Source organism: Nakamurella aerolata (genome assembly GCF_013002705.1).
GTDB lineage: Bacteria > Actinomycetota > Actinomycetes > Mycobacteriales > Nakamurellaceae > Nakamurella > Nakamurella aerolata.
Genome location: NZ_JABEND010000002.1, coordinates 67379 through 85783, shown reverse-complemented (window position 1 = coordinate 85783; position 18405 = coordinate 67379). Strand labels below are relative to the sequence as shown.

Sequence of the window (18405 nt, the reverse complement as noted above, 5' to 3'; positions counted from 1 at the left end):
TGACGACGGGGCCGGCCCGGAGGGTTTCCGGGATGCGAATTCAGGTTACTGGTGTGCCCCGCCCCGACGTGTTGACCGAGCTCCGGCGGGTTTGTTTGGCACTGTTGGTCCTATGCATGCCCGCTCGCGCTCCGCTTCCGCACCCGCTCGGCCCGATCGGCCCCAACCCGGCAGGGCAGCGCGCTCCGGGTCGCGGCGCCGGCTCGCGGCGACGGGTGCCGCACTCGCCGCCGCCGCGCTGGTGCTCACGGCCTGCGGCAGCTCGCCCGCTTCCGACGTGTCGAGTCCGTCTCCGGCGACGCAGAGCAGCCCGGCCGGTCCGAGTGCGGCGCCGCCGAGCGCCCAGGTCACGCTCCCGATCAGCGGTGCGGCGTCCGCGCCCAGCTCGTCGGCTCCCAGCTCATCCGCCCCGGCGTCGTCCGCGGCTGCATCCTCCGCACCAGCTTCGTCATCGGTTTCGTCGGCGTCGCCGGCGTCATCGTCAGGGGCTTCGTCAACCGCGAAGCCGTCCAGCTCGGCCCCGTCCGCCACCTCGTCCCGCTCCTCCGAGTCGGCGTCGGACAAGACCACCGGCGCGACGTCCAGCAAGTCATCCGGCGCCCGCACCACGGGCGAGACAGCGTCCACCACCGGCAGCGAGGACCACTCCGGTGACGGCACCGGGTCGGCGACCAGTGCGAAAACCACCACGAGCAAACCCGCCTCAGGCGGCGATGCCGGCGGCGGCAACGCCGGACCCACTACGGCGCAGGGCAACTCCGACGGCGGCGCCGCCATGGGGTCGAGGATGACCAAGAAGGTGGTGGTGATCGATCCGGGGCACAACGGTGCCAACCAGTTCAACCCGGACATCATCAAGCAGCAGGTGCCGGCTGGTAACGGCACAACGAAGGACTGCAACACCACCGGCACGCAAACCGCGGGCGGCTACCCCGAGTACACCTTCAACTGGAACGTCGCCAACAGGCTGAAGGATCAGTTGCAGGCCAAGGGCATCACCGTTGTCATGACCCGCGACTCCAACGACGGGGTCGGCCCGTGCGTCGACAAGCGGGCACAGATCGGCAACGACGCCAACCCGGCCGCGGTGATCTCCATCCACGGCGACAGCACCGAGAACCAGCAGGGTAACGGCTTCTACTCCAGCCTGGCCGAGGGCGCTCCCGGCGGCGCCAAGGTGGCGGGACAGTCGCTGCGGCTGGCCAGGGATCTCAATGCCGCGATCAGCGCCTCCGGCGTCATGTCGACCGCCGACTACATCGGCGAGAACGGCATCCTCACCCGCAGCGACCTTGCCGGCCTGAACCTGTCAACGGTGCCGACGGTGCTGCTAGAGCTGGGCAACATGTCGAACGCGACCGACGCCAGGATCATGACGTCGGAGGCGAACCAGAGTGCCCTGGCCGACGCGATCGCCAAGGGCACCATCAAGTACTTGATCGGCCAGTGACCCTGCTGCCATAGTTCCCAGCTATGCGCTTGTCCAGGGCGGCGAAGATCGCCGCGGCACCGGTCGCGGCCGCGGCAGCTGTTGCCGCGCACGATGTTTCCCAGCGCAAGCATGCCGTGCTGCGGAACTTCCCCGTCGTCGGGCATCTGCGCTATCTGCTGGAGAAGCTCGGCCCTGAACTCCGGCAGTACATCGTCGCCGGCAACGACGAGGAACGCCCGTTCAGCCGCGACCAGCGGCGCTGGATCTACTCCTCCTCCAAGCTGGAGAACAGCTACTTCGGGTTCGGCACCGACTGCGACGTCGAGTACCTGGCCGGCTACCCGATCATCAAGCACCGCACCCTGTCTCCGATCGGCCCCGACACCGCTCAGCACACCGACGAGAACGTGGTTCTGCCATCGGCCAAGGTGCTCGGCGGTCCGCGCGGCCGGGCGAAAGCGTTTCGCCCGCAATCGATCGTCAACATTTCCGGGATGAGCTTCGGGTCGCTGTCGGGTGCGGCGGTGACCGCGTTGAACACCGGTGCCCGGCTGGCCGGCTGCCTGCAGGACACCGGCGAAGGAGCGCTGGCCCCGTACCACCGGCAGGGCGGCGATCTGGTGTTCCAGATCGGCACCGCCTACTTCGGCTGCCGCGACCAGGCCGGCCGGTTCGACCTGCAGCGGCTCAAGGACCTGGTGGCGTCGGCGCCGGTGCGCGCTCTCGAAGTCAAGCTGTCGCAGGGGGCCAAGCCGGGGCTCGGCGGCATGCTGCCCGCCGCCAAGGTGACCGATGAGATCGCCCGGATCCGCGGCATCGCCCCGGGAATGGACTGCGCCAGCCCGTCCCGACACACCGAGTTCGGCACCGTCGACGAGTTGCTGGATTGGGTCGAGCTGCTGGCCGCCGAGACCGGGCTGCCGGTCGGGATCAAGTCGGCCGTCGGCGATCTGGAGTTCTGGCAGCAACTCGCCGCCGCCATGCAGGACGGCCGGCGCGGCGTCGACTTCATCACCATCGACGGCGGCGAGGGCGGAACCGGCGCCGCCCCACTGGTTTTCACCGACACCGTCTCGTTGCCGTTCCGCACCGGGTTCGCCCGGGTGTACCGGACGTTCGCCGAGGCCGGCATCACCGACCGAGTGACGTTCATCGGGTCGGGCAAGCTCGGTCTGCCTGCCAATGCGGTGGTGGCGCTGGCGCTCGGGGCGGACATGATCAACGTCGGCCGCGAAGCGATGATGGCGATCGGCTGCATCCAGGCGCAGCGCTGCCACACCGACCACTGCCCCACCGGCGTAGCCACCCAGAACCGTTGGCTGCAGCGCGGTTTGGACCCGGCCGACAAGTCGGTGCGGGTGGCCAACTATCTCAAGGCGCTGCGCCGGGATCTGGTCAAGGTGGCTGAGGCCTGCGGGGTGGCCCACCCCGCGCTGATCCCGATCACCGACATCGAGCTGATGGACGGCGAGAGCCGCAGCACCCCGCTGCACGTGGTGCACGGCTACCAGCCCACCTGGGGACTGCCGTCCGCCGCCGATCGGGCTGCCCTGCTCGATGCCATGACCATCCCCGGCAGCTGATCGCTGCTCACACCGCCTGACCATCCAGTGGCTGAGCGCGGTCCACAACGCAAACGGCTGTGGCATCGGACCGTCGCGTCGCCTTGGTACCGGACGACGCACGGCCCGGGCCGGTTCAGACCAGTTCCAGCTGCTCCGCATTGGGTTTGAGCTCCCCCGAAGCGATCTCGGCGGCGTAGTGGCACGCGACCCGGTGGCCGGGCTTGAGCTCGGTGAGCACCGGCCGCTCGGTGTCGCACAGGGTGGGCTGGCGCCACGGGCAGCGGGTGTGGAACCGACAGCCGGACGGCGGGTTCACCGGAGACGGCAGGTCGCCACGCAGCACAATCCGTTCCCTGGTGTCCTCCAGCACCGGATCGGGCACCGGTACGGCCGACATCAGCGCGCGGGTGTACGGGTGCAACGGCTCGGCGTAGATGTCGATGGAGGGAGCTTCCTCCACCAGCGAGCCGAGGTACATCACCCCGACCCGGTCCGAGATGTGCCGCACCACCGCAAGATCGTGGGCGATCACGATGTAGGTGAGCCCGCGCTCGGACTGCAGGTCAGCGAGCAGGTTCAGCACCTGAGCCTGCACCGAAACGTCCAGCGCCGAGACGGGTTCGTCGGCGACGATCAGCTCAGGGTCGACACTCAACGCCCTCGCGATGCCGATGCGCTGGCGCTGGCCGCCGGAGAACTCGTGCGGATACTTGCGCAGCGAGTTGGCCGGCAGGCCGACGTCGGACAGCAGCTGCCGCAACCTAGCGTTGGCCTGGGCCTTGTCCTTGACCAACCCGTGGGCGCGCATGCCTTCCAGCAGAATGGATTCAACGGTCTGCCGCGGATCCAGTGAGCCCAGCGGGTCCTGGAACACCATCTGCATCCGGCGCCGTTCCTTGCGCAGCGCCTCACCGGTGAGCGAGGCGATGTCGGTGCCACCGAACAGCACCTGCCCCTCGGTTGGCTCCTCCAGCCGCAGAATGCCCCGGCCGAGAGTGGTTTTGCCGCAACCAGATTCGCCGACAAGGCCATAGGTCTCGCCTGGTTTGATGGCCAGCGACACCCCGTCAACCGCGTACACGTAACCGACGGTGCGGTCGAACAACACGCCTCGTTTGATCGGGAAGTGCACCTTGAGGTTGTTCACCTCGAGCAGCACGTCCTCGCCCGCCGTCGCTGCCGAGGCTTCAGCCGCCCCGGCCTCGCCCGCCTCGATCTCGGCCTCGCTGGCCGCCTCGGTCTCGCCGAGGTCGGTGACGTGCAGATCCTTGATCCGCTGCTGCTGCGTCGGTTCATGCGACTCCACGGCCTCAACCTCGCTGTCCCGATCGCGATCTGGGACTTCTTGCGGTGACTGCGGTTCGGTCACGACAGCTGTTCCTTGTTCGACGGCGGGGGGATCGGCGAGGTTGCCATCTGTTGCACCGCGGCGGCGCCGACCGCCTCCGGCTCAACAGGGTTGAAGCACCGCAGCAGGTGATCTCGTCCCACTGGCGCCGGCTTGAACTCCGGCGACTGCTGCCGGCAGTCGCCGATGGCATTGCTGCAACGGGGCGCGAACGCGCACGCCGAGGCCCAGGGGATGTTGTCCGAGACCGAACCGGGCACCGGGTGCAACCGTTCGCCCGGCGGGGAGTCCAACCGCGGGATCGACGCCAACAGCCCGTTGGTGTACGGATGTTGCGGGTGGGCGTAGATCTCGTAGCGATCGGCGCGCTCAACGGTCCGCCCCGCGTACATCACGTTCACCTCGTCACACAGCCCGGCGACCACCCCGAGATCGTGGGTGATCATGATCATCGCGGTGCCGTGCTCGTGCACCAGAGTGTCCAGCAGCGAAAGGATCTGCGCCTGGATGGTGACGTCGAGGGCGGTAGTGGGCTCGTCCGCGATCAGCAGCCGCGGCCGGCACGCCAGCGCCATCGCGATCATGGCGCGCTGCCGCATGCCGCCGGAGAGCTGATGCGCGTACTCGTGCAGCCGGCGGGTGGGGTCGGGAATGCCGACCTGATCGAGCAGATCTCTCGCCTCGTTCTCGGCCGCGGCGCCGCGCATGCCGCGATGCCGCTTGAGCACCTCGGTGATCTGCAAACCGATGGGCACCACCGGGTTCAGGCTGGACAGCGGGTCTTGGAAGATCATCGCCAGGTCGGCGCCGCGTTTGTCCCGCATTTGCGACATCGGGATGCGCAGCAGATCGGTGCCGTCGAAGTCGACGACCCCGCCGATCGTGTTGCCGCGCTTGGGCAGCAGTCGCATGATGGCAAGGCTGGTCACCGACTTGCCACTGCCGGACTCACCGACCAGGCCGACGATCTTGCCAGCCTCCACGTCGAAGCTGACACCGTCGACGGCGTCGAACGGCGCCAACCCGCGGCGCTTGAACTTGACCGAAAGGTCTTGGACCGAAAGCAAAGCCATCGCTCAGCGTCCCTTCGTCATCGGCGGTTCTTCGGGTCGAGAGCTTCCCGCAACGATTCGCCGAGCAGCGTGAATCCCAGTGCTACCACCACAATGCAGCCGGCCGGCCAGAACGCCAGCGCCGGGTAGGAGTCGATCTTTTGCTGCGCCTCACCGAGCATCTGACCCCACTCCGGAGTCGCGACGTCCTGTGACCCTAGGCCGAGGAAGGACAGTGCCGCCGCGTCGATGATGCTGACGGCCACCACCACGGTGGCCTGGACGATCACCGGGCTCATCGAATTCGGCAGCATGTGCCGGAAGACGATCGGTGCCCTCCGCACCCCAAGTGCCCGCGCGGCCAGCACGTGGTCGGTGCCGCGTTGTGCCAGCATCTGGCCGCGCAGCAACCGGGCGAACACAGGTATCTGCACCACCGCCACCGCGATGATCACACTCCATTGACTCGGGGTGGTGAACAGAGCGGCAATGGAGATCGCCAGCAGCAGACCGGGAATGGAGAGCATCACGTCCACGACCCGCATCACAACGGTGTCAACGACCCCGCCGAAGGCGCCCGCAAGGGTGCCGAGAATCATCCCGCCGGCCAGGCCGATGGCGGTGGCGAAGACGCCGACCAGCAGCGTCTGCCGGCTACCGAGCACCAACCGGGAGAACTCGTCACGGCCCAACAGGTCGCCACCGAGCGGAAAGCCCGGCTGCGGGGGAGCCAGCTGGTTGCGCGACAGCCGGGTCTGGCTGCGCAGCAACAGCTGTCCGGGGTCGTGCGGGGCAATCAGATCGGCAAAGATCGCCAACAGCAGGAATAGCAGCACGATAATCGCGCCGACCCAGAAAACCGGAGACACCCGCAGCCGCCGCCAAGCGTCGGCAATGATGGAGCCGCCACCCGATTTGGCGTCCTCGGAGTCGAGCAGCGCGGTCGACGCCGACCCGCCGCTGGCGGCCAGCGCGTCGATCCGCTCCTTCTTACGGTCCATCACCATGATGTGCTCACCTCCCCTTTCATCGCGTTCTGATGCGCGGATCGATGAGCGCGTACGACAGGTCGACCACCAGGTTCACCAGCATGTAGGTGACGGCGGAGGCCAGCACCAAGATCTGCAGCATCGCGTAATCGCGGTTCTGGAAGGCGATCTGGGTGGCTTGGCCGAGGCCCGGATAGGCAAAGACGGTCTCGGTGAGCACCGCGCCGGCCAGTAACGCGCCGACTTGGAGCCCGGTGACGGTCACTACCGGCAGCATCGCATTGCGCAGGATGTGGCGGCGCCGGATCACCGAGGTGGTAAGGCCTTTCGACTCCGCGGTGCGCACGTAGTCCTCGTTCTGCACGTCGATCACGCTGCCGCGGGTGATCCGGAAGATCACCGCGAACGGAATGAAGCCGAGCGCGATCGCCGGCAGAATCAGGTGTTTGAGGGCGTCCCAGGCGGCGTCCCATTCCCTGGTGATCAACCCGTCGAGGACGAAGAAGCCGGTGACCCTGGTGGCGTTGATGTCGCCCTGCCGGCCACTGTCGGGCAGCCAGTGCAGCTTGACGGCAAAGACGAACTTCAACAGGTACGCAAGGAAGAAGACGGGGACGGCAACGCCGAGCAGCGAGACCACAACGCCCGTGCTGTCCAGCAGGCTGCCTTTCCGCCGGGCGGCGAAGTAGCCGAGCGGGATCGCCAGCACCAGCGCGAAGATCAGCGCGGCGATCGTCAACTCGATGGTGGCCGGCAGCCGGTGCCAGAACACCTCAAGGGCAGGAACGCCGGGTTCGACGAAACCGGAGGTACCGAAGTCGCCCTGAACGATGCGGCCGAGGTACTTCAGGTACTGGGTCCAGATCGGCTGGTCCAGCCCCATGGCGGAGCGCAGCGCGGTCCGCTGCTCCGGGGTGCAGCGTTCGCCGCAGATGGCGCTGTCCGGGCCGCCCGGCAGCAGCCGGAGCCAGAAGAACAGCAGCAGCGAAAGGATGAGGAGCACCACGACCAGCTGGGCCAGTCGTCGCACGATGTATCTGAGCAAACCGGCGACCTCTTTCGTCAGCCTTACCCGACCAAGGGAGCCCAGCAGCTGCTGGGCCGGGCGACCGGACCGGGCGGAGACTGCAAGCGCTGCAGCACATCCGCCCGGTCCCGGCGCTGTTCAGGTACTAGCCCTTGGTGATGATGGCGTGGGTGTAGTCCTCGTCGGTCAGCGGCGACGGCACGATACCGCTGACGTTCTTGGCCACCACCAGTGCCGGCGGCGACGACGAGATCGGCACCCCCGGCATGTATTCGCTCATGATCTTCTTGTTCAACGCGACGTAGGCAGCGTCCCGCTTGGCCTTGTCGGGAATCGAGTCGGCGTCGGCGATCTCCTGGTCGAACGTCTTGCCCCACGGGGTTTCGAAAGTCGCGAAGTCGTTGGACTCGGAGGAGAAGAAGCTGCCGATGAAGTTGTCAGGGGTGTTGTAGTCGCCGGTCCAGCCCAACAGGAACAGGTCGGGCTTGCGTGCGGTCACCCCGTCGAGGTAGCCACCGTTCCACGGTTTGGAGGTGACGTTCAGCTTGATGCCCACTGCCTCGAGATCCTGCGAGAACGAGGTGAACACGTCCTTCGGGTTCGGCATGTACGGGCGGGTCACCTCGGTCGGCCACCAGAAGTTCAGCGTCAAGTTCTGCTGCCCGGCCTCGGCGAGCAGCTGCTTGGCCTTCTCCGGGTCGTACGGATACTGCTGCACGTCCGGGGTCCAGCCGTCAACCGTCTTCGGGTACCACTCCTGCGCCACCTCGGCGCCCTCCGGCAGCTGGGAGGCGACAAAGTCTTCCCGGTTGAGCGCGTAGGCGATCGCCTGGCGCACCTTGAGATCCTGCAGCGCCTTGTTGTTCTTGAAGTCGAAGCCCAGGTACATGATGTTGAACGCCGGGCGAATCAACAGGTTTGCCGACTCCTTCAGCGAGTCCCAGTCGGCCGGGTTCGGCAGGTCGTAGCCCTGGATGGTGCCGGCCTGCAGCGCCTGCTTGCGGGCGGTCTCGTCCGGGATGATCTTGAAGACCAGCTTGGCTACGGTGGCCTTGGGGCCCCAGTACTTCTCGTTGCGCACCAGCGTGATGGTGCCGTTGGTGCGGTCGTAGGCCTGGAACAGCATCGGACCGGTACCAGTCGGGTGGGCGGTGGCGTAGGCCGGGTAGGTGAACGCCTCGCCGGATTGCTTGACGTCGTTGGCCTTGTACTTCTTCAGCGCGGTCGGCGACTGGATCGAGTACGACGGCAAGCTCAGGATGGCCGGGAACTTCGAGGTGAACCGGTTGATGGTGATCACCGCATTGTCGCCATCGGCCTTGCAGGACTTGTAGATGGACGGAACTTCTTTGCCGGCCGAGTCCTTCTGCCCCTTGAAGCCGCCCATGTTGCTCGACCAGTACTCGGCCTGCACCGCACCGGCGCCGGTCTGCGAGTACATCCGGTCGAGGTTGTAGCAGACGGCCTCGGCGTTCAGCGGGGTGCCGTCGGAGAAGGTCACGCCCTTGCGGATCTTGAAGGTCCAGGTGAGACCGTCGGGGCTGGAGGTGTACGACTCGGCCAGCTGAGGCTCAAGGTCGGCGGTACCCGGCTTGGAGCGCACCAGACCCTCGAACATCATCCGGGCAGGGCGGAACGTCTCACCGTCGGTGCCGTACAGCGGGTCGAACATCTCGGGAGCGCCGGCGGCGGCAAAGGTGAAGGTGGCGTTGAGGTCGGCGTTCGCCGGAATGTCGGCGGGCGCTGCCGCGCCGCCGGATCCGCTGGGGGCGGCGCCGCCCGCTGCCCCGGAACCGGCGGCACCGGAACCTGCGGCACCGGAACCTGCAGCCGGGGTCCCGGCGGGACCGGACTCGCCGGCAGCTCCGGCGTTACCGGTGTCTTGAGTGGTGTTTGCGTTGCTATTCGAATCGCTGCCGCGATCGGACTGAGCACAGGCAGCGGTGGTGACCGCCAATGCGGCAGCAATGCCCACCGCGGTGAGCCGCCGTCGACGCACAGACATGCTTCCTCCATTCGGTTTGGTTCCGCGCTGCCCGGACGCACATCCGGGCATCCGTCGGTGCCGTATCAGGCGGCACCGACAGCCGCGGAGATTCGCTCAACCTAGTGGGCAACCCGGCACCTGCCTACCCCCGGCCGTCCGTGTCATCCGATCGTTACGATGAGTTGCGGCGGCTGCCCACGGTCACCTCCAGCGCCTCCTCGCTGGCAGCTTCTCGACGCTCAGCTGGCAGCTTCTCGCCCCGGTGAAGCCGAGCCCGGCCCCGGCGGCGGTGTCCGAGCAATCCGACGTCCGCCCCAAGCCAAGACCCGATCTGCAGGCTCTGACCAGGAGAAACGCACATGACGACTTCGACAGCCGACAATTCCAGCACCACCGCACCGGGCCCGGAGGGCTCCACCGACGCCCCGTGGCCAGGGCTCGACGCATCGCTGGCGCAGGCGGACCCGCAGGTGTCGGCATTGATCGGGCAGGAGCTGAACCGCCAGCAGTCCACCCTCGAGATGATCGCCAGCGAAAACTTCGCCCCGGTCTCCGCCATGCAGGCCCAAGGCAGCGTGCTGACCAACAAGTACGCCGAGGGCTACCCCGGCCGCCGCTACTACGGCGGCTGCGAGTTCGTCGACGAGATCGAGCGGCTGGCGATCTCCCGGATCAAGTCGCTGTTCGGTGCCGGTTACGCCAACGTGCAGCCGCATTCCGGCGCCCAGGCCAACGCCGCGGCCATGCAGGCGCTGATCAAACCGGGTGACACCATCCTCGGGCTGTCGCTGGCGCACGGCGGTCACCTGACGCACGGCATGAAGATCAACTTCTCCGGGTTGCTGTACAACGCCGTCGCGTACGAGGTGTCCAAAGAAGACCACAGGGTGGATATGGAAGCGGTGGCCAAGATGGCTCGCGACCACAAGCCCAAGCTGATCATCGCCGGTTGGTCGGCCTACCCGCGGCAGCTGGACTTCGCTGCGTTCCGGGAGATCGCCGACGAGGTGGGCGCCTATCTGCTGGTGGACATGGCGCACTTCGCCGGGCTGGTGGCGACCGGGCTGCACCCGTCGCCGGTGCCGCATGCCCACGTCACCACAACGACGACGCACAAGACCCTTGGCGGCCCGCGCGGCGGCGTCATCCTCAGCAACGACGCCGACCTGGCGAAGAAGATCAACTCTGCGGTGTTCCCCGGGCAGCAGGGCGGCCCGCTCGAGCACGTCATCGCGGCGAAGGCGGTGGCGTTCAAGATGGCGGCCGATCCGTCGTTCACCGAGCGGGCGCAGCGCACGGTGGCCGGGGCCGCGGCACTGGCGGACCGTTTGTCGCAGGCCGACGTGGCCGACGCCGGTGTGCAGGTGCTCACCGGCGGCACCGACGTGCACCTGGTGCTGGTGGATCTGCGCGACTCGGAGCTGACCGGCAAGCAGGCCGAGGATCGGCTGCATTCCATCGGCATCACGGTGAACCGCAATGCGGTGCCGTTCGATCCGCGCCCGCCGATGGTGACGTCGGGTCTGCGCATCGGCACCCCGGCGCTGGCCACTCGCGGGTTGGACGCTGCGGCGTTCGCCGAGGTGGCCGACATCATCGCCGAGGCGCTGAAGGCGCCGCCGGGCGAACTGGACACCGCGGTGGCCGGCCCGTTGCGGGCCCGGGTGACGGCGATCGCCGACAAGTTCCCGCTGTACCCCAATCTGTAGCCGGTTCCGGCAGACCGGTGCCCGGTCGATTCGGTGCTGCTGGGTTCAGCGACGGCCGGCGGCGGCCGGTGGCGCGGTCAGGGCGGGTCGGCCGGCAGGTTCTTGAGTGCCTCGCGCCGGGACAGCGGCGACAGCGTGGCCGGTGCGGCCCGTCCGGGCTTGGCCGGGCCGGAGCGGGTGCTGAGCCGGTCGACCTCGGCGCGCACCCACGCCGGGTCGGTCTTGGCGTACTCGCGCAGCGCCCAACCGATGGCCTTGCGGATCCAGAACGAGTCGTCGCCGAGGTTGGCAATGATGGCGTGCCGCAATAGTTTCCGGTCGGTGCGCTCGCGATGGCGGAGTTGCGCAAGGATGGCGGTGCGGCGCAGCCACAGCTCCGGGTCGCTCGCCCACCGTTCGACGACGGGGCGCACCGCCGCCGGGTCTTCGCGCAGCGCGGTACCGACCAGGTGCGCGGCGATCTCGTCGACGAAATCCCACCATGCGCCGGTGACGATCAGCTGCCGGTACAGCGGCAGCGCCGCAGCGTCCTGCCAGCGTTCGGCACTGGGGTGCCTGGCGAAAGCGATGGCGGCGTAACGCTCCTCGCGATGGCCGGCCCCGTCCCAGATGGCTCGGACCCCCGCCTGCCACTCCGCCCGCGAGCTGGGAGCGAAACAAGCCAGCAGCGGCTTGAGGGCCGTGCGCAGCACCGGGTTCGGCACGCCCCAGTACGGCATCGCCGACTTCATGTAGGCCCGCTGCTGCTCGGCGCGGGCAGGATCGGCGTGCGCCGCGATGGCAGCGCGCACCTGCGCGGCCAGCGGGCCGGCACTCCGAGTCAGGTCACCATCGCCCGTCACCCGCAGCACTCTAATCCGATCGTTGATTCCGACCACCGCGTACCAGCATGTGAGAACACGTTGTCGATGGTTGGACAGCGCCAGGGGCCGGTCGGGTATGGTCGGCGACGAAATCCATCAAGACCGGCAGAGGGACAGGCCCGTTGAAGCCGGGGCAGCCTGCCGAGGGGTAACCCGCGGGAAAGGTGCCAAATCCTGCGGCGTGCGGATGTTTCCACGGCCGGAAGATGGAATTGCGGTAGACGGGCCGTTCGCGGATCGCCGCCACCGCAAGCTCTTTCGGTTCTTGGACGCTTCCCCTCTCTCGCGCCGGCAGGTACGGCCGCTCGAGAACCTGGGAAAGGCGATGTACCGCTGATGACGCTCCCCCGCTCCACCTCCGGCTCCCCGGCCACCGCCGCACCGCAACAGCAGGGTGGCCTCAGTGCGCTCACCAGGGCCATCAGGGCCGGCATCGACTCCGACCCCAGCCAGGGCTCGGTGGCGCCGCCGTTGTTCCTGTCGAGCAACTACTCCTTCGCCGGTTTCGACCAGCCGCGTCGTTACGACTACACCCGCTCGGGCAATCCCACCCGCGACGTGTTGGCCGACGCCTTGACGGCGTTGGAGGGCGGGGCCGGTGCCACCGTGTGCGCCACCGGAATGGGCGCTATCACCGTGTGTCTGAACGCGCTGTTGTGTCCCGGCGACAAGGTGTTGATCCCGCACGACTGTTACGGCGGCACCTGGCGGCTGTTCGACTCGCTGGCGGCGCGCGGGCATTTCGTTGTCGAGACAGTGGATTTCAGCGATCAGGACGCGGTCGCCGATGCGCTGGCCGGCCAGCACCGCCCGGTGCTGGTCTGGCTGGAGACACCGTCCAACCCGCTGCTGCGGGTCACCGACGTTGCCGCGGTCGCCGCGGCTGCGCACGCGGCGGGGGCAATCGTGGTGGCGGACAACACCTTCCTCTCGCCACTGTTGCAGCAGCCGCTGCAACTCGGTGCCGATCTGGTGGTGCACTCCACCACCAAGTACATCAACGGGCACTCCGACGTGGTGGGCGGCGCCGTCGTCGCCGGCACCGCGGAACTGGCCGAGCAGATCTCGTGGTGGGCAAATGTCTTGGGGCTCACCGGTTCCCCGTTCGACAGCTACCTCACCGTCCGTGGCCTGCGGACGCTGCACACCCGGCTGCGCGCCCATTCCGAGAACACCGACGCGGTGATCGCCGCGATCGGTGAGCATCCTGCCGTTACCGCCGTGCACTATCCGGGGCTGGTGAGTCACCCCGGCCACCGGATTGCCGCGCGGCAACAGCAGGGCTTCGGCGCGATGCTCTCCATCGAGCTGGCCGGTGGAGAAACCGCGGTGCGCGCCTTTGTGGACGGGCTGCGCTGCTTCTCGCTGGCAGAGTCGTTGGGCGGCACCGAGTCCCTTGTCGCGCACCCCGCCACCATGACGCACGCATCGATGTCCGCCGAGGCGCGGAGGCTGGCCGGCATCGGCGACGGCCTGCTGCGTCTTTCCATCGGTATCGAAGCAGCCGAAGACCTGGTTGCCGATCTGCTCGACGCCCTCGATCGGGCGGCAGCCGCGACCGCACCGGCGCCGGCTGACCGGCTCGGGACGAGCACGCCGGTCGACGAAGGGACGAGCGCGGGTACCGCCACCGAGGCCGAGCTGTCGCGTCCGCAACTGTTGCGGATCTGATTACTGTTCGCCGGGCGTGCGCCCGCGCCCGGCCGGCGCTGCAGGCTACGAGCCGCTCGTCGCCACACCGGGTCACCGAGCGGGCCGCTGCTGCTGCACGGGCCGCAGCGCCGACCACCGCGGGCGCTGGGCCCGCGGTGGTCGGCGCTGCCAATTGAGCCGTTGCGATTCTGCGGTCAGCCCGCCAGAGCGGCCACCTCCGGTGCGGACAACGCCCGGTTGTACAGGCGCACGGTGTCGACCGCGCCGGCCAGGAAGTCGACAGGGTCGGAGTCCCACTGCGCCCGGCCGAAGGTGACCGCTCCGGTGCTGGCGGATGTGCCGAAAGCTGTTGCGCTGGCGGCCTTCACACCGTCGACGTACAGCGTCAGCGTTCCGGCCACCGCGTCCCGAACGCCGACCAGGTGGTACCAGCGTCCGGTGCTGACCGGTCCAGGGGCGATCGCCCTCGGGCCGTCCGGAATGCTGAACGCCCAGCCCCGCGCCGGGCCGCTGTACTGGAGAAAGAAGGGGCTCCGGCCGTCGTAGGCCTCGGTCGCGACCGCGGTGGCGTAGGTGTTGCCGGGCAACGTGTCTGCCCGCACCCACGCCGCCACCGAATAGTTTCCGGTGGTGTCGAGGGCGACCGGGGTAGCGGTAGCCTGATCGTCGCGTCCGTCCAGCCGCAGCGCGGAGCCGGACTTCCCTCGGGTGAGGGCGGCGCCGCCGGCAAGTTTCGCTGGCGGTGTTGCACCGATGCCTGGACTCTGCTCGCCGGACAGCTGGTCGAAGTTCCAGCCGGCCACCGGGGCCCGCTGACCGGCCGGTGCCGGTGCACCCGAACCGGCCGCGATCAGCGCCAGATTGATCTCCCTCACCCGCTTCTCGTCCATCTTGGAGACGCGCCTGTCGTAGGTGTAGAAGCCGTTCACCTCACCCTCGAGGTCGGTCAGCTGGGTGTACACCGAACCGGACAACTTCTCCCGGGCCAGGCCGATCAGCTTCGCGGTGTTGCCGACGTACGCATCGGTGAGTTCCTTCGACGAGCCAACCTCGCCGTAGGGGTTGACCGAGCCGCCGGGCCAGATGTGGCCGGCGACCGACAGCGAGAAACCGCCGTGTTCACCGTCGATCGCCGCCCTGGTGGCGTCGGGGCTGGGGGCGGCGGGACCGGTGTACTGGTGCCAGTCGATGATGTCGCCGACCTTGCTGTCGCCGAGCGACTGGCAGCAGTTCATGCCGGAGTGCACGTTGAGCAACCTGGACGGGTCTTGTTGCTTGATGTTGCGACCCACCCGCGCGGTGTCGTCCAGGTTCCACTCGCTCCAGCCCTCGTTGAACGGTATCCAGCCGATGATCGAGCTGAACATCGAGTGCTGGTCGATCATCGTCCTGAGTTCCGATTCCCATTGATCGGTAACGCGTTTGCTGGTCGACTCGGCGTTGCGCGAGGTGAAGGCCGATGGCATGTCCTGCCAGACCATCATGCCGATGCGGTCGGCGTAGTAGTACCAGCGCGCCGGTTCCACCTTGATGTGCTTGCGGATGGTGTTGAAGCCGAGGTTCTTGGTCTGCTGGATGTCCCAGGCCAGCGCCTGGTCGGTGGGCGCGGTGTAGACGCCGTCCGGCCAGTAACCCTGGTCGAGGGTCGAGAGCAGGAAGGTCTGCTTGCCGTTGAGCACGATCCGGTTGGTGCCGTTGATCTTTCGCACGTCGATCGACCGCAGGCCGACGTAGCTGCCGACGGTGTCCGTGCTGGTGGCGCCGTCCTTGGTGGAGCTGAGCACCACTCGCAGGTTGTACAGGTTCGGGCTGTCCGGCGTCCACCGTTTGGCGTTCTTGATCGGCAGCACCACATCGGTGTTCGCCTTGCCCGTCACCGTCGCGACGTCGCGGCTGTTGCCGTCGGAGGCGGTCACGGTGACGGTGGCGTTTGCGTCCGCGGTGGCGGATTCGGCCTTCACCACCACCGCATCATCTGAGTCGGACAGCTTCGGGGTCAGCTTCAGCGAGTCGATGCTGGCCGCCGGAACCGGCTCCAGCCATGCGGTTTGCCAGATGCCGGACGCCGGGGTGTAGAAGATGCCGCTGGGGTTGCGTGACTGTTTGCCCTTCGGTGTGTCACCGGTGGTGTCGGTGACCCTGACCACCAGCTCGTTCGGCCCACCCACCAGTGCGTCGGTGATGTCGAAGCTGAAGGAGTCGTAACCGCCGGTGTGGCTACCAACCGGCTTGCCGTTCACCAGCACCGCCGTCACGTTGTCGACCGCGCCGAAGTTCAGCAGCACCCGCTGGTCGCCGGCGCGCCAGCCGCGCGGCACCACGAAGCTGCGGTGGTAGGCAAAGTTGTCGTAGTGCTTGTTCACCTTCGACAGCAGCGACTCGATCGGGTAAGGGACCACCACCTTCGCCGCGCCGGTCCAGTTGGTCGGCAGGGGCGCGTCCGCGGATGCCAGCGGGACGAAATCCCAGGTGCCGTTGAGGTTCTGCCACTGCCTGCGGGTGAGCTGCGGTCGCGGGTACTCCGGCAGCGGTCGGTCGGCGTCGACGTCGTCCGCCCACGGCGTGGTGAGCCGATGGGTCGAGCCGTTCTTCGCCATCAGGTTGAACGCCGGTGCCGGACGGCCACCCGACGTCAGCGAACCCTTTCCGTCGTAGGCGATCCGCACATTGGCGCCGGCGACCACCGGCGCTCCGAGAGTGATGGTCAGCTGCCCGTCCTGTGGACCGGCAGCCAGCTCGGCGATCGGGTAGCTCTTCCCATCGACGCTGACGGTCAGGTGATCCGCCAGCCCGTCAAGACCACCGACCGTGCCGTCGGCAAAGGTGATCACGGCGGTGCTGCCGTCGGCACCGACCTCCGCGCTCGCGCCGTACGGACGCCAGCCGTCCGGCAGCCGGAACGCCGAGGCCGGAACCACCTGCTTGGCGACACCGGCGTTGGCCGACTGCCAACTCAGGTGAATGTTGGCGCCGCCGATGGCCTGGAACAGGTCGAACCGGATCGGTACCGGCACACCGGCTTCCAGCCGTACGGTGCGGGTCGCCGTCTGCTCGATGTCCCATTGGTTGACCCAGAAGTCGATGAGTTGGTCGGCGGCCGCCCCCGAGTAGGCGCCGGCACCGACCCACAGCCGGAACCCGTTGTCGCCGATGGCGGAGAAGGTGTATTCGCCGGTGGCCGGCGCCGTCACGGTCCCGGTCCAGCGCACCCCAACGTTGTCGGTCCGACCGGTCAGGGATCGGTAGATCGGCACCATGTTGTCGATGTCGATGGCCTGATCGACAACGGTGATCGCCAGATTCTGAGGTTCCAGCTCCCAGGTGTCGGTATTGCTGATGCGGTAGTAGTCGCCGCGCAGGCCGCTGTCTGGCGACGCTGCCGCCGGCTGCGCCTCGGTGGCCGCGGCGGGCGCCGGGCCTCGCGCGTCGGTCTGCGTTCCCACCTCCGAACGCGCTTGTGCTTGCGGTGATTGTTGTTGTGCCGACAGCGATGTCGGCGCCGCTGGCGCGGCGGCTGCTGCGGGGGCAGCACCGAGCGCAGCGATGCCGAGGCTCGCCGCGAGCAGCCCGGCGAGCACCGGCCGCAGCGTTCGTCGGCGCCGGCTGCCGGGCGGGGACGGATGAGGTCGTGACGCACTCATGAGAGATTCCACCTTTCGGGTCGGGTAACGGGGATTCGCTCTCTGCGGTGACGAAGCTGTGGGCCGGTCAACCGTCCCGTAGGTTCTGCGCCCTGGTCAGCAACGCCTGGACAACAACGACGACGGCAAGGAACGCCCCGGACACCACCATCTGCACGGAGGTGTTCAGCGTTCCGATCTGGTTGATGACGTTGAGGATCACCTTGAGCAGCAGCACGCCGGCCAGGGTGCCGATCAGGCTGCCGGCACCGCCGACCAACAGCGTGCCGCCGATCACGACGGAGGCGATGGCGTCCAGCTCCCAGCCGACGCCCTGGGTCGGCACACCCGAGATGGTGTAGGCCGCATTCAACGCACCGGCGAGGCCGGCCAGCAGTCCGCAGATCAGATAGCTGGTGATCTTGATGCGGGCGACCGGCAGTCCCATCAGGGTGGACGCCGACTCGCTGCCACCGACGGCGAACAGCGCCTGGCCGCTTTTGGTGCGCTGCAGGTAGATCCAGCCGACAACGAACACCGCGACCATGAAGTACACCGGCAGGTAGATGCCGAACACCTTGCCGTGGCCGAGCTGCGCGAAGGTGTCGTTCCAGCCGACCTTGTAGACGGTTTTGCCTTCGTCGGTGAGGGCGAGTGCCAGGCCGCGCGCCCCGAGCAGCCCGGCCAGCGTGACGATGAACGGCGGCATGCCGAACCGGCCGATGAAGGTGCCCTGCACCAGACCGATCAACCCGCACACCGCCAGCGGAACCGCGAAGGCCGGGAGCACGCCGTAGCGCGAGGCCCAGGCCGCGAGCACACCGCCGAGGGCGTACACCGACCCCACCGAAAGGTCGATACCGCCGGAGATGATCACCAGCGTCATGCCGACGGCGATGATGCCGAGTCCGGACGCCTGGAACAGGATGCTCGCCACGTTGTCGAAGGTCGCGAAACCGGGAAAGGCGAAGCTGGCCACCAACACCACCAGCGCCAGCAGGATCGGCGCGCCCTGCCGTTGCAGGAAACGGGCGACCCGTTCACCGGCGCCGCTGCCCACCCGCTCCGGCGAATCGGCGACGTCGGCGGGCCGGCTGATGTGGGCGGTCTCGGCCGCCGCGCCGGCGGCGGACCGGTTGCCGCCGTTGGGCTTTTCCAGC

The 18405-nt window shown here is 68.0% G+C and carries 13 protein-coding genes and 1 riboswitch; of the genes, 4 read left to right on the top strand and 9 right to left on the bottom strand.

What is annotated here, in order from left to right:
- Nucleotides 1-45: 45 nt before the first annotated feature.
- Nucleotides 46-690 (bottom strand): hypothetical protein, encoded by a 645-nt coding sequence (locus HKD39_RS03610; RefSeq protein ID WP_171198447.1) that lies wholly within the window; start codon nucleotides 688-690, stop codon nucleotides 46-48.
- Between the two features lie 97 nt (nucleotides 691-787).
- Between HKD39_RS03610 and HKD39_RS03605 the strand changes: the two genes are divergently transcribed.
- Both HKD39_RS03605 and HKD39_RS03600 read left to right on the top strand, forming a co-directional pair.
- Nucleotides 788-1450, top strand: a complete 663-nt coding sequence (locus tag HKD39_RS03605) for an N-acetylmuramoyl-L-alanine amidase (RefSeq protein ID WP_212753908.1) — start codon at nucleotides 788-790, stop codon at nucleotides 1448-1450.
- A gap of 23 nt (nucleotides 1451-1473) precedes the next feature.
- Nucleotides 1474-3015, top strand: a complete 1542-nt coding sequence (locus tag HKD39_RS03600; RefSeq protein ID WP_171198496.1) for an FMN-binding glutamate synthase family protein — start codon at nucleotides 1474-1476, stop codon at nucleotides 3013-3015.
- A 115-nt stretch (nucleotides 3016-3130) separates the two neighbouring features.
- Here HKD39_RS03600 and HKD39_RS03595 read toward each other — a convergent pair whose 3' ends face one another.
- The 5 genes from HKD39_RS03595 to HKD39_RS03575 form a co-directional block, all read right to left on the bottom strand.
- Entirely contained in the window at nucleotides 3131-4156 is a 1026-nt protein-coding gene (locus tag HKD39_RS03595; RefSeq protein WP_171198923.1) for an oligopeptide/dipeptide ABC transporter ATP-binding protein, read from the bottom strand.
- A gap of 206 nt (nucleotides 4157-4362) precedes the next feature.
- Entirely contained in the window at nucleotides 4363-5418 is a 1056-nt protein-coding gene (locus HKD39_RS03590) for an ABC transporter ATP-binding protein (protein ID WP_171198495.1), read from the bottom strand.
- Nucleotides 5419-5435: 17 nt separating this feature from the next.
- On the bottom strand, nucleotides 5436-6398 hold the full coding sequence (locus tag HKD39_RS03585; protein ID WP_171198921.1) for an ABC transporter permease subunit: 963 nt from the start codon (nucleotides 6396-6398) through the stop codon (nucleotides 5436-5438).
- A gap of 25 nt (nucleotides 6399-6423) precedes the next feature.
- Nucleotides 6424-7431 carry an ABC transporter permease gene (locus HKD39_RS03580; protein ID WP_171198494.1) on the bottom strand — a complete coding sequence of 336 codons (1008 nt, stop codon included), beginning with the start codon at nucleotides 7429-7431 and terminating at the stop codon, nucleotides 6424-6426.
- 127 nt (nucleotides 7432-7558) lie between these two features.
- Entirely contained in the window at nucleotides 7559-9418 is a 1860-nt protein-coding gene (locus HKD39_RS03575) for an ABC transporter substrate-binding protein (protein ID WP_171198493.1), read from the bottom strand.
- A gap of 341 nt (nucleotides 9419-9759) precedes the next feature.
- Here HKD39_RS03575 and glyA point away from each other — a divergent pair, with 341 nt between their 5' ends.
- Nucleotides 9760-11109: a serine hydroxymethyltransferase gene (glyA, locus tag HKD39_RS03570; RefSeq protein WP_171198492.1), complete on the top strand. Its 1350-nt coding sequence runs from the start codon at nucleotides 9760-9762 to the stop codon at nucleotides 11107-11109.
- Between the two features lie 77 nt (nucleotides 11110-11186).
- Here the strand turns inward: glyA and HKD39_RS03565 are convergent, their stop codons facing one another.
- Complete coding sequence (locus tag HKD39_RS03565; protein WP_212753906.1) at nucleotides 11187-11951, bottom strand: DNA alkylation repair protein; 765 nt, start codon at nucleotides 11949-11951, stop codon at nucleotides 11187-11189.
- A gap of 111 nt (nucleotides 11952-12062) precedes the next feature.
- Nucleotides 12063-12185: riboswitch (SAM riboswitch) on the top strand.
- Nucleotides 12186-12308: 123 nt separating this feature from the next.
- On the opposite strand from HKD39_RS03565, the gene metB reads away from it, so the two are divergent.
- On the top strand, nucleotides 12309-13643 hold the full coding sequence (metB, locus tag HKD39_RS03560) for a cystathionine gamma-synthase (protein ID WP_171198491.1): 1335 nt from the start codon (nucleotides 12309-12311) through the stop codon (nucleotides 13641-13643).
- A 176-nt stretch (nucleotides 13644-13819) separates the two neighbouring features.
- On the opposite strand, the gene HKD39_RS03555 is transcribed toward metB, so the two are convergent.
- Nucleotides 13820-17266, bottom strand: coding sequence for a LamG-like jellyroll fold domain-containing protein (locus HKD39_RS03555; protein WP_171198490.1), 3447 nt, complete (start codon nucleotides 17264-17266; stop codon nucleotides 13820-13822).
- Nucleotides 17267-17333: 67 nt separating this feature from the next.
- Entirely contained in the window at nucleotides 17334-18404 is a 1071-nt protein-coding gene (locus HKD39_RS03550) for an ABC transporter permease (RefSeq protein WP_425488419.1), read from the bottom strand.
- Between the last annotated feature and the right edge of the window lies 1 nt (nucleotide 18405).